The organism is Coprothermobacter proteolyticus DSM 5265, assembly GCF_000020945.1.
In the GTDB taxonomy this organism is placed as follows: Bacteria; Coprothermobacterota; Coprothermobacteria; order Coprothermobacterales; family Coprothermobacteraceae; genus Coprothermobacter; species Coprothermobacter proteolyticus.
Genome location: NC_011295.1, coordinates 895,955 through 909,396 on the forward strand (window position 1 = coordinate 895,955; position 13,442 = coordinate 909,396).

General features: G+C 46.0%; 6 protein-coding genes and 4 tRNA genes. All 10 read right to left on the reverse strand.

Annotated features, from left to right (window positions below):
• Positions 1-2: 2 nt before the first annotated feature.
• Complete coding sequence (gene rpsG / locus COPRO5265_RS04815) at positions 3-473, reverse strand: 30S ribosomal protein S7 (RefSeq protein ID WP_012544068.1); 471 nt, start codon at positions 471-473, stop codon at positions 3-5.
• A 3-nt stretch (positions 474-476) separates the two neighbouring features.
• On the reverse strand, positions 477-857 hold the full coding sequence (gene rpsL, locus COPRO5265_RS04820) for a 30S ribosomal protein S12 (RefSeq protein WP_041735728.1): 381 nt from the start codon (positions 855-857) through the stop codon (positions 477-479).
• A gap of 58 nt (positions 858-915) precedes the next feature.
• Positions 916-7,029 (reverse strand): DNA-directed RNA polymerase subunit beta', encoded by a 6,114-nt coding sequence (locus COPRO5265_RS04825; RefSeq protein ID WP_012543941.1) that lies wholly within the window; start codon positions 7,027-7,029, stop codon positions 916-918.
• An 8-nt stretch (positions 7,030-7,037) separates the two neighbouring features.
• Entirely contained in the window at positions 7,038-10,919 is a 3,882-nt protein-coding gene (rpoB, locus tag COPRO5265_RS04830; RefSeq protein ID WP_012544609.1) for a DNA-directed RNA polymerase subunit beta, read from the reverse strand.
• Between the two features lie 98 nt (positions 10,920-11,017).
• A tRNA-Glu gene (locus COPRO5265_RS04835) sits at positions 11,018-11,093 on the reverse strand.
• 6 nt (positions 11,094-11,099) lie between these two features.
• Positions 11,100-11,175, reverse strand: a tRNA-Ile gene (locus COPRO5265_RS04840).
• 8 nt (positions 11,176-11,183) lie between these two features.
• Positions 11,184-11,258 (reverse strand) — tRNA-Glu (locus COPRO5265_RS04845).
• Between the two features lie 18 nt (positions 11,259-11,276).
• A tRNA-Gln gene (locus COPRO5265_RS04850) sits at positions 11,277-11,351 on the reverse strand.
• Between the two features lie 95 nt (positions 11,352-11,446).
• Complete coding sequence (locus COPRO5265_RS04855; RefSeq protein ID WP_012543925.1) at positions 11,447-11,818, reverse strand: hypothetical protein; 372 nt, start codon at positions 11,816-11,818, stop codon at positions 11,447-11,449.
• A complete protein-coding gene (locus tag COPRO5265_RS04860) occupies positions 11,811-13,433 on the reverse strand; it encodes a carbon starvation CstA family protein (protein ID WP_012544560.1) in 1,623 nt (540 codons plus the stop codon). Before COPRO5265_RS04860 ends, COPRO5265_RS04855 begins: the two co-directional genes overlap by 8 nt.
• Positions 13,434-13,442: the final 9 nt, after the last annotated feature.

Sequence of the window (13,442 nt, forward strand, 5' to 3'; positions counted from 1 at the left end):
TATCACCATCTCAAGTGAGCAAACGCCTTGTTAGCCTCTGCCATTCTATGGATCTCTTCCCGTCTCTTAGCGGCATAGCCCTGGCCCTTATAAGCGTCTACCAGCTCAGCAGCCAACTTCTTTTCCATTTCTCCAGCGCCTCTATCACGAGCACCGTTTACAATCCACCTTAGAGCCAAAGCCAAAGCACGCCTTTCGGGTACCTCCACAGGTATTTGATATACAGCGCCACCAATACGGCGCGATCTCGTTTCCACCAAAGGCTTTGTGTTCTCAATGGCCTTAGTAAGTACGGCAATGGGATCCTCATTGAGTTGCTCAGAAGCGATTCTGAGCGCCTCATACACGATTTTCTCAGCTTTTGACTTCTTACCACCAATCATTATCTTGTTTATTAGCTTTGCAACCAGCGTACTTCCATAAATGGGGTCAGCTGGTATGGTACGTGGTGTTGGACTTCCTCCTCTGGGCATGTCTTAGCTTCCTCCTTTTGGTCTCTTAGCGCCGTATTTGGAACGGCCCTGTCTTCTATCTTCCACTCCTGCAGCGTCATAAACACCTCGAACAATGTGATAACGCACACCTGGCAAGTCTTTGACACGTCCACCTCTGACAAGAACCACAGAGTGCTCCTGCAAGTTATGGCCAATACCAGGTATGTAAGCCAAAACCTCATACCCGTTAGACAAACGCACTCTGGCGATTTTCCTCAGAGCCGAGTTTGGCTTCTTCGGAGTCATGGTACGCACTACCAGGCAAACCCCCCTCTTCTGGGGGTTGCCCTCCAGTGCCTGCGACTTTGATTTAGTTTTTACTTTTTCGCGGCCATATTTGACCAACTGATTAAACGTCGGCAATACAAACACCTCCTGATTTGTCTCTAAGTAACATCACTTCAAAAGTGTACACCAATTTTCACTCTATGATAAAGTCTTCTTCCTTGTAGATACCTGTTCCAGCGGGTATCCTCCGAGCTATTATAACATTTTCTTTGAGACCTTTTAGCTTATCCACTTTACCAGCAATAGCTGCATCTACCAGTACTTGCGGTGTTTCCTGGAAGGAAGCCGCTGCAAGCCAGCTCTTAGAAGACTTTGACACCTTGGTCACACCCATGCAAAGCTGCCGACCTCTTGGAGCTTTCTTGCCTTGTAAAGTCCAGTACCTTACTTCCTGCTCGTAGTCAGTCCACTCCACTACATCACCGGGAAGCATTTCCACAGAATCTCCAGATTCATCAATGACCACTTTTGAGAACATTTGCCTGAGCACAATTTCAAAATGCTTGTCGTTGATCTCCACTTTTTGCGATGCATAAACACTCTTGATCTCACCTATGAGGTAGTCAGCTGCAGCGTTTTTACCGAATGCCCTAAGTAGAAGCGAAGCCTCAATGCTGTCAAACACAAGACGGTAACCAGGGAATAAGTACTTTGTACCCATGTCGTCAGGACGTATTCTAAGTTTTCTGGATTCGGCGTTGGTTACAAACGCCCCGAAGGAATCTCCCTGCTTCACCACGATTATGGTGAACAGCTCCTGTCCATGCTCAGTTACCGTGAAGGTTTCATGAACAACACCATCCATGGGTGCCATGGCGACCAATTTACCTTTCTTGGTAGGACGCTTAGCATCAATGTCAAACGCAAAATCCACATCCCCAACGTGTAAACTGTCCACGTAACTGGCATAGAAATTCTTAAGTTCTGCAGGGTCGTCACCCTTGATTCCAGCAGCCACAGCGATGTACCAAGGAACAATGGAGAGTTCAGTCCGTAATGTATTCTGCACGTTATCAAGTTTTTCACGGAAATGCCCACTAAGAGAACCAACGTGTTCTTCAAGCGAAGCGGCATGAAGCGCGTCCATGAAGATTCGTTCAAACTCTCCAGCCTTTCTCTCCAAAAGCTGATACAGCTCCTCCATCATTTCGTTTGCTCTGTTCAGGCTGGTTAGGTTAAGACCGTTCCAATCGTATCCCTGCATCAGCTCATGCCTCATCTGCAGCAATTTCTCATTGAGCAGATCAGACATGTCGGAGAACCAACTTCTTACAACCTTCTTCAGATTCTTTGCCGCATCTGGATCTTCTATTTCGTTAAGGTGTGCCTTCAATACATTATCCAGTTCACCGACAAAGGATTCCATGGCGTTAGACACGTACCGTTCAATCTTCTGTTCTGCGCCATCGAACACGGCGAAGAAATCCTGAAGTGGAAGCACGATGTCAGTCAATGCATTCTTCTTCCTTGCTTCGAAGAGCTCCTCTACTCTGGGCAAACCACCTGTGATGTCCTCTCCAGCAACACCACCTGTGTGGAACGTCCTAAGTGTTAGCTGAGTACCTGGCTCTCCAATAGACTGAGCAGCGACCACGCCCACACTTTCGCCTTTTTCCACCAATCTTCTTCTGGACAAGTCTCTACCGTAGCAAGTCACACATACGCCATCTTCACTGAGGCACGTGATGGGACTGTGAATTCTCACAGATTTGACATCTGCACGGTCAATTCTCTGTGCATCTTGAGCAGTAATTTCTTGACCTGCTCTGACTATGACTTCACCTGTATTGGGGTCAACAATGTCTTCAGCGGCGAAACGCCCCCAAATACGGCTGCCTAGCTCAGCAATAACGCTACCGTCAGTAGCTTCCAGATCCCTTACCAAGAGCCCTTCCTCGCGCTTAACAACCAAATCTTCTACACCCAGCTCTTTTAGCTTATATGCCAAAGAAGGTGTAACCTTTGTTCCTTTAGGCAGTATTTCGTCACCAATGCGCATCTCACCTGGAAGCACAAAGTTCGTGTGGTTCAAACCGTAAACAAAATTGTCCGGATCAAGTAGGTCAGAAACGCGCACCATTTCCAAATCTCGCCTGACCAGTATTTCAATGCCTGCCTCAGCTATGAGTTGTGCTTCCTCTACGCCGATGACCTGTCCTCTACGTACCACAGGTTCGTCAAAACCAGGTAGCGTTACATCTTCTTCTGCAAAACGGCCTACCAATGCAGCAGCCACATTTTCGAAAGTCTTTGGCCCCACACTTACTACGGAGTGGTCGTCCTCTGTAATGGTCACCGACTGCACAACGTCCACCAACCGCCTAGTTAAGTAACCAGCGTCAGCCGTTTTTAGAGCCGTATCAGCTTGTCCTTTACGAGCACCATGAGTGCTTACAAAGTACTCCTGAATAGTCAGCCCTTCCAGCAGAGAGTCAATAATGGGGTATTCAATGATTTTACCCGTGGGGTCTGCCATCAAACCTCTTAGCCCAACTAACTGCCGCACCTGATCTTTGTTTCCCCTAGCACCAGAGGTAAACATCATGTAAAGGTGATCGGTCTCTTTGAAATAATCGGTCAAACTATCGGTAACTCTTTCTACCACGTCACGCCAAATATTGACGATTTTCTCGTAACGTTCTTCCACGGTGAGTCGTCCAAAATTGTACTCTTGTTCTATTCTTTCAATCTTCTCTCGAGCTTCCTCAACAAGTTTGTCCTTAGATGGCACCACACTTAAATCCAAAGCGCTTATGGTCAAACCAGAGAACGTGGCGTATTTAAAGCCCAACTCTTTTATGGCATCCAGCACATAGATGGAGTCACTAAGCCCTAATCTGTCAATGGCATCGTTTATGTAGCTGTATAAGACTTTTTTAGTCATCGTGTCGTTAGCGAAAGGCAGCGCTTGCAGTCCGTTTTCGGCAAGCCGCTGATTTATGAAGTGGTTAAATATGACCCTACCTACCGTTGTATTTCCTTTCTTAGTTGTATCAATTCCCTGGCTTGTACCTTGGACAGAACCGTCTCCTTTCAAAAGTGGTACATACCAAATATGGGCATGCAGGTCCACTTTCTTATCCTCAAGAGCCATTTCCACTTCGTGAGCGCTATAGAAAATCGTACCGTCACCTTTAAAGTCGCCTTCAATATCAGCCGTTAAGAAGTAGGGCCCTATGACCAAGTCCTGCGTAGGAGCTGCCAAGGGCTCTCCGTGAGCCGGTGACAGAATGTTCAAATGCGATGACATGAGGAATCTGGCTTCTGCCAAAGCTTGGTTAGAAAGCGGAACATGAACTGCCATCTGGTCGCCATCGAAGTCCGCATTGAATGGAGGGCAGATCATGGGTGGAACAGAAATAGCTTTTGAATCCACCAAAACAGGTTCAAAAGCTTGTATGCTGGGCCTGTGAAGTGTTGGAGCTCTGTTCAAAAGTACGTAATAGCCCTTCACAATATCAGCCAGCACTGGCCAAATACGTGGGTCATAGCTTTCAATCATCTTCTTAGCCTGCTTGGCGGTGCTCGCTATTTCTCTTCTTTGGAGTTCACCAATGAGCATTGGCTTAAAGAGCTCTGCTGCCATGATCCTGGGTATACCAGTCTGATTCAGTTTCAGATCAGGCCCGATCACAATCACAGAACGACCGCTGTAGTCAACCCTCTTCCCAAGCAGGTTTTGTCTGAACCTACCTTGCTTTCCACTAAGTTTATCTGTGAGAGACTTAAGCTGCCTTCCTCTGGAGTCTTTAACAGGCTTATCTTTTCTGCTGTTGTCAATGAGTGCTTCTACGGCTTCTTGTAACAGTCTCATTTCATTCCTGATGATTAAATCAGGTGCTTTTTGCTCTCTAAGCCTTTTAAGCCTCAAGTTACGGTTAATGATTCGCCTGTAAAGTTCATTCAAATCAGAAGATTTAGCACGTTCATTCTTATCGAAAATAAGCGGTCGCAGATCAGGAGGCAACACTGGCAGCACTTCCAAAACCATCCAAGAAGGATTGGTCTTGCTTCTAAGAAAGCCATTTACTACCTGTAATCGTTTTGTGAGCTTCTGCTTCTTTTGCCCCGATGCCTCTTCAAGCTGCTCTACCAAATAATCTACCCAATCCTGAAGTTTATCTGGACTATAGTTTTTCTCCAGTAACTCTTTGATGGCTTCGCCACCTGTGAGAGTTTTAAGAAGTGGTTCTTCATTCCTTAGAATGTCCACGTCAATAAGAAGTCTGTATGCTTCGGCTTCGTCATCGCTAAGCAAATCCAGTGGGTTAACTCGAGGCGCCACAAATGAAGTGGAAACCACAAGCTCCTTACTAAGGTTTTCAAAAAGTTCCTCTCCGTCTTCAAAACCCAATCTTCTGAAAACTTCTGCCGCAAATACACTGTCCCTTACAAACGCTTCGCTGAGAAGCAATGTGATCATTTGCCAAACCTGATCTTGAGAAACGGGTCTCAAACCCCTAACCAATTTCAGATCATAACTTGTAACAGACAAGTCTAGTTCTTCGTCATCGGATAGCTCAGCTCCCAGTACGTGCTTAATAATCTGCAGTGCCCTTTCTTTGTCATCATCGATGAGAATTTCGTAGTCCTGAACGCGATCCAAAAGCCTAGTCACGTCTTTGAGCACCATGGAGCAAGCATTTCGAAGCACGTCTTCCATGCTCTGCCCCTCTCTGGGCATCACACTGAAATATCCGAAGTTATTCACTACTTCATATCCACCGTCTAGGATCTTATCAATGTCAATATCCTCAAGTCCTAAAGCCTTCAACACAAATCTGACATCTTTCTCAATAAGTGGACGTTGTTCTTCCCATGTCAAATTGCGTTGATCGAGTATTTCTCTAATTTGCTGAATATCTGCTACCAAATTCTGCAGCGCCAAAGCCAATCCTCTTGCCAGCACTTTGTACTTGTTGACGCCAGGAGATGGCACTGTTTCCACACGGTAATAGGGAACTACTGTGTATGCACCGGAAACAATTTTCGACAATGCAGACTCAAAATCACCGGTGCCCAGGGTTGTAGCAATCATCTTGCCCAAAAGATACTGTTTATCTTCACTGTCAGCGGCTGCCCCAGCCTTGCTAAGCAGTTCGCTTCGCTTTAAGTTGAAAGCTCCAAACACCTCTGACACCAAATGTATGATGAAACTGGAACTATTAATGGTTGCACCCCTGCTGTAAAGCTCAAGAGCTTCCTCAAAAGACAGCCACTTACCTTCTGTGAACACAGGAGCTTTTACGCATTCAACAAACTCATCCTTGGTAATGTGTCTGCCACCGGACACAGGATTCACAATGATCCTTCGCATGTCAGTGGGGAATTTCTCCAGCTGTTCCCCCACAAAATCAAGCAGTTCCTCCCTTGAAGCTACCAAGGCTGTGATGCCCTTTACTCCGGTGAGCACTTGTTCTTGCTCATTAGGTAAGAGCATCAAATACTGTTCAGATGTGATTACCTCAAAACTTCCATTAGTGCGCAGTATGTAAGCATTACTTTTCCAAATCTCTTTGACCATGTGAACTGGAACGTTGTAACTCTCCGATATTAGCTCGCTAAGGCGCTTAATCAAGTAATTGGCAGTTTTGTAAACAGAAAGCTGTCTATAGGTCTTAATGTTCTCCGAAAGCAAATCATAGATGTCTTTCAAAGCAGCTTCCAACAATAACAAACCAGAGCTAAAGTCAGGAGTACCGGCAAGCTCTAAGCGGTCTAAAGGTATACTCTGTACATCAGCGATGGAATGTAGCACCAGCTTTTGACCCAGGAACCAAAATGAGAAAGCCAGAGCCTTTTCGCTGGTCATCACAGTCAAACGAGGGAGTATGTCAGGACCTGTATCAGTAGCCAAATTGGAGGTGTAGTAAATCACTCGTTCCAAATCTTTTTGCTTCATGTCCACCATGAAGCCCAATCTGGATTGAGCATTTCTGAAGAACCACGGATGTACAATGGGAGTGCCAAGCTCAATGTGGCCCATGCGTTCACGACGAACGGAACTACGTGTTACCTCCACACCACAGCGTTCACACACTTGCCCTTCGTACTTTCTGCCTTTGTACTTACCACACGCACACTCGTAATCACGCGTGGGACCGAATATTCTTTCACAGAACAAACCATCAGGTTCTGGCCTGTTCGTCCTATAGTTAACGGTTTCACTCTTTTTAACTTCACCATGGGACATTGCCCTTATTTCATCAGGGGATGCCAATCTCACTCTTAGGGCATCAAAGTCCATACCTTGCCTCACTCCTCTTCAGTAGTGAACTTCGGGAGAGACACACCGGGTATCTCCAAAGTTTTTTCTTTCTTCTCTGTCTCAAGCTTCTCCACCATGAATCCGAGCGCCTTGAGTTCCAGTTCAAGCACCTTGAAGGATTCAGGAAGTTGCGGTGGCTCCAATGGTTGGTTGCGTGTCAGAGCAATATAGGCTTTCTTTCTTCCTTCCACGTCGTCTGACTTCACTGTTAGCATTTCTTGAAGCACATAGCTTGCTCCATAGGCTTCCAGCGCCCAAACTTCCATCTCTCCCAACCTTTGGCCGCCAAAGTGTGCTCTACCACCAAGTGGCTGCTGAGTAACCAATGCATAATCACCAGTTGAACGTGCATGCCACTTGTCTTCTACCATGTGAATAAGCTTCATCATGTACATGTAACCCACAGTTATATCGGATAGGAATTCTTCTCCTGTTCTTCCATCGCGCAGAACCACTTTGCCGTTTTCTGGCAGCCCAGCTTCTCTAAGCAATTCTTTTACGCCTTCTACACCGAAATTACTGAATATGGGTACTTCCACTTTAAAGCCCAGAACTTTCGCAGCCAACCCCAAGTGCAGCTCCAAAAGTTGACCTATGTTCATTCTGGAAGGAACACCCAGTGGGTTGAGCACGATGTCCACGGGTCTGCCATCTGGCAGGAAGGGCATATCCTCCTCGGGTAAAACTCTGGAAACCACTCCCTTGTTGCCGTGTCTACCAGACATCTTATCTCCAGGCTGGATTTTTCTCTTCTGTGCCACAAACACCTTCACAGCTTTTATCTTTCCTGTTTCGCTGTTTCGCAAAATCTGAGTATCAACAACGATTCCACCTTCAGCAGGTGGTACACGAAGAGATGTATCTTTAACTTTGTCCAGTTTTTCACCAAAAATGGCACTAAGCAGTTTCGTTTCAATGGATTTATCTTCTTCTTCTTTTGGGGTTACCTTACCAACCAAGATGTCACCAGGTTTGACCTCGGTACCCACCATAACAATACCGGTTTCAGGATCCAAGTATCTTTTCTCCTGCTCGGAGACGGAATCTGGTAAGTCGTAAGTGATCTCTTCAGATCTACCTCTGCTAAGCTCTGCCACTTCTACCATGTATTCGCGTATGTGCACTGAGGTAAACACATCATCCTTGACCAGACGCTTACTAATGAGTATGGCGTCTTCGTAGTTGTAACCTTCCCAAGGCATAAAAGCGACTAAAACGTTGCGGCCTAAAGCTAGTTCTCCATTATCAGAGGTTATGGCTTCAGCCAAAACATCGCCCTTCTTAACCTTCTGCCCTTGCTTTACCTTGGGTCGGAAATGAACCACCGTATCTTGGTTTGTTCTATCAAAAACTTTTAGTTGATAAGTCTTTTCATAGCCATCTTCTGCCTTAATCTTTACTTGTTTGCCATCCACATAAGAAACCGTGCCATCTTGATTCGCTTTTATGACATAATCCAAGGACTCCACCACATGCTTTTCCATACCTGTAGCCACAATGGGAGATTCAGCATTGATCAGTGGAACAGCTTGCCTCTGCATGTTGGAACCCATGAGCGCGCGTATGGCGTCGTCTGACTCCAAGAAAGGCACCAGTGAGGCGGAAATTGAGAATGGCTGAGTCACACTGACATCCATAAGTGTTATCTGATCCTTATCCACTGCAACCCATTGACTTCTGTGTCTGGCAAGTACTCTGTCCACGTTTATTTTTCTTCCATTTAACGGAGTGTCCGCTGGAACAATGTATTCCTTTTCCTCTTCCAAAGCGTCCATCCAAACGATTTCATCAGTTACTTCACCATTGACCACACGCCTATATGGTGTTATCAAGAACCCATGCTCGTTGAGCTTGGCATACGTCGCCAAAGATAGTATGAGTCCAATATTCTGTCCTTCTGGTGTCTCAATGGGGCACAGCCTACCATAGTGTGTATGATGAACGTCACGAACTTCAATACTGGCGTGCTCACGACTAAGTCCACCACGCCCCATGGCAGTCACACGACGCTTATGGGTTATTTCTGTTAACGGGTTCGTGTACTCCAAAAGCTGATGCACTTCAGATGGATTCACGAAACGCCAAACGTACTGAGTCAATATGTTCTGAGCCAAAACACGGTGTAGTTTGAGCTCAGGTTCTTTCTGCTGGTTAATCATCTCGTCTCTGGCTGTTTTAACCAAGCGCTCAAAGGCATTGGCAAATACCTCATAATAGAGCTCGCCAATAGCACGAACACGCCTGTTGCTAAGGTGGTCAATATCATCGGGCATGGTAGAGCCAATGCAGTAAGCCAGCAATATGCCGCCGAGTTCCGCGAGCATTTCATCGGTTAGAGAATCTTCCACTTTTATGCCATAACGGTGTTCAATGTGGTATGCACCCACACGACCAATTTGGTTTCTTTTTGGATCAAATAGTAATTGTCTGAATCGTCTTTCTGCTTCTCTTTCAGAAAGTGTTTCGCCTGTTCTTCTTTTTTCCAACTCAACAAAAGCGCTGCCTTGGAAGAACCTCTTTATAGGAACCTGCAAAGTCACAAAGTCACTTACTTTTCTTAAACTTTTGGCCAGTTCAGGATCTAATGCGCGTCCTTCAACGCTCTCCCCATCCACTTCCACATCATCGGCGATGACCCAACCTTCATAGGCTTTCATCTGACCGCGAACAGGAACTTTGACTTTAATGTCGTATTTACCTGATCTGACCATGGGAATCACATGCGACTTGAAGAATGTTTCTACATCTCTTGTGCTCATGGGTGAATTAGCGCGAACCACTACTGAGCCGTCTTTATCCAGAACATCCTCCAAAAGTTCAGTTTCTCTTAAAGCAGCAACAATTTGGTCCCACACAGTGGAAACCGTGAAAATGTTTATAGATGTATCCCCGTCAATGGTCTTATCAATTAACAGCTTGAGATTTTCGTCCACAATCGTTTTGAAAATGTTTAGTATCTCCAAACCACTATACTGAGAAGCATAGGATTCTGCGATTTCATCTAGGACGCTTTCTACATTGTATTCTTCCAATCTTTCCAAGAGTTGATCATCCACATCCAAGTTTTCAAGTACATTCCTAAACTCTGAAACGGTCTGTGCTGTAGAAGAATAATAACTGCGCAAGTAATTAAAGTAAGAAACAAGATTTTGTGACACAAACAGCTTCTTGTTGTCAAAACCAGCATCGTTTAGGAAAAACTCTATCCACTTTAAAGCACTGTCTTTAAGTCTTGTTCTAATCTCATCATCTGACATATAACCCAAAGCTCTAAGATACGTCGCCAAATTAAGCTTTTTGGAGCGCCTATCCAAAACAATGCTTAGTGGATTCTTACCATCATACTCAATATCGATCCAAGTTCCTCTTTGGGGTATGAGAGAAATTCTCCTAAGTGAACCATCTGCTTCCAAGTAAATTCCAGGTGACCTCACTAGCTGGTTCAGAGTTACCCTCCTAGAACCATTCACTATGAAATCCCCTGAATCTGTCATCCAAGGTATTCTTTTACCCAAAACGTGCTCTTTCTCTACTATTTCCCCTGTCTCGCTGTTGTGCACACGCACCTTTACAATGAGCCTTTTGGCATAAGTGGCGTGTTCCCTTATAGCGTCCTCTGGGGTATTGATGGGGTTGCCGGTTTCGTCAGCCACATCATTCTCAAAATAATAATCTAATATATCTATGCGCCAACGTCCCTTAGCATCCTCGATGGGAAAATACGTATTAAATAACTCTCGCAGACCTTCGGTGACAAACCAATTCCAGGAATTCTTCTTGGCTTCCAGGAAATCGGGATATGGAACCTCACTCAATGTTGGCTTACTGACCTTGCCGCTGACTTCCCATATTTTCTTTCTGGCAGTCAAAATGCATCACCCTCCAATAGAAGTGCCAATTGAAAATTATACCACGCACTACTCCCCCGGGCAACTTTTCGTTGAAACCAATGTTAAGAAACTAAAAATGGTGGCCCCAGGGGGATTCGAACCCCCGCCTCCACCTTGAAAGGGTGATGTCCTAGGCCTCTAGACGATGGGGCCAACTTGTGGTGGGGCCGCCAGGACTCGAACCTGGAACCTTCCGGTTATGAGCCGGTGGCTCTGCCAGTTGAGCTACGGCCCCACACACACTGGTAGCCTCGGCGGGAATCGAACCCGCACCTCCGGGTTGAGAGCCCGGTATACTAACCACTATACGACGAGGCCACTTCTTACTATTACTACTGGCTGGGGGAGGTGGATTCGAACCACCACTACAGGATCCAGAGTCCCGTGTCCTGCCCGTTAGACGATCCCCCAACGAGCATTGTTATTATAGCATAGCCAAATTACCACTGTAAAGCATGCCAACCACAGTGATAATAAAGCTTAACCCTGACAACACTGCTCGCATCTCATTCTTGCTCTTGCATTAGCATTCTGTCCACTTCCTCAAAGGACGGTATCCCTTCGAATACTTTACGCCCATTGTAAATCCAAGTGGCTTTACCACCTTTTATGTGGTGCTTAGCAACATACCAAAAATAGAAGAAGTTTCTCGGGTCAATGAGTTCCACTTCCACCTCTGGATACTTCTCGTGAATGTACCGCAATACGGCAGCGAGCTGGTCAGGGTCGTCGCTGTATGCGTGAACCGAGACATCACCCATGTCACGCAAGTCAATAGTTGCACAGCTCGTAGTATTTCCCGGCCGTTCAAAGAAAACAAGGAGGCGCCGTTTGGCGCCTCCAAAATCCTTCCCTGTGAAGCTGCCTTTCTCAGGCATTCTTCTTCACCAAAGCATTGTAAGCTTCGACTACAAGCCAAACAGCTAAAATGATGAGCACAATGGCAACGATTGCCAAGGGCAACGTAGCAGTCTTAGTTATGTTAGAACGCACAAGCAAGAACAAAGCGGCAATTGTGGTAATGATCATGAAGACCATGGGGACAGCAGTGAACCAAGCGGATTTGTGCAGTCCCTTCATTATCCAAGCTGTTACAGCAAGAAGTGCCAAACCTGCCAGCAGCTGGTTTGCAGAACCAAACACAGGCCAAATTACTGCCCATACTGGCTGATCTCCAGTCTTCATAAACACCAGCAGTGCCATGGCAATTAAGGTCACTATGGTAGCAGTGTAGCGGTCCAACCTGTTTCCTGTTAATTCCTGAAGTTGGAACCGTCCAAGCCTCGTAGCTGTATCCAAGGTAGTTAAAATGAACGTGTTAATAGTGAACATACCAAATGAAATACCTACATTAGCTGGCAGACCAAAAATTGACCAGAACTTCGAGAAACCCACACCGAAGGTGTACTGCGGGTTTGGAGCTGCACCTTCAACTGGGGCAAGAATTTTACCAGCATTCATAACCGTGATCAAAGCAATGACAGCTACCAAACCTTCAAGAAGCATGCCACCGTAGCCAATGAGCTTGGAGTCTTTTTCATTCCTAAGCTGTTTTGCCGTTGTACCACTACCCACCAAGGAGTGGAAACCACTTATGGCTCCGCAAGCAATGGTAATGAACAGCATGGGCCATAAGTAGTTGTTACCGCCTGCATACCACCCCTTGTAAACTGGAAGGTTCACATCCAAAACGTGTCCGCCAAATAGGATACCGATAGTTGCAATGATGATGGCAAAATACAGGAACCAAGAAGAAAGATAATCACGAGGCTGAAGCAGAATCCATACGGGAAGAACTGAAGCCAAGAAAATGTAAAAGATGAGAATCCATCGCCATGTAGATGCACTCATCACAAACGTTGACTGCACCCACGCAGAACTGTTGCCAAAGAAGAGCGCACCGATGACAAAAGGCAAGCAGATGATGGTAGCCCACAAGATGGACAAGTGGTAGCGGTAAACCAGCAAGCCAAAAATGACTGCCAGTACAATGTACACCACAGCACTGAAAGCCACAGCAGGGTCACCAGCAAAGGAGCCTGCAGCAAGTTCAAGGAAGTTTGCAACCACCAAGACCAACGTAAGCCACGCAAATAAGTTAAAAAGAATCTTTCCACGATGCCCAACATACTCATTGACCAGCTCACCAATACTGAGAGCTTTGTGCCTGATGGAACCCACTATGGCGCCAAAGTCATGAACGGCACCGAAGAAAATGGAACCAATAACGATCCACAAGTAAGCGGGCAGCCACCCAAACAAGTTCGCTGCAGTAATTGGTCCAACGATGGGGCCTGCACCAGCTATGCTGGAAAAGTGGTGACCCAAAAGAATCATGGGATGAGTGGGAACGTAGTCAATGCCATCGTACAGTTCCTCGGCTGGAGTCTTTCTACTACTGTCCAGTTCATACACTCTCTCTTGATAGCCGCCATAAACAATGTAAGCAACGATAAACAAGACTGCGGCTACCAAAAAAAGCGTCAACGCCATTAAAACTCA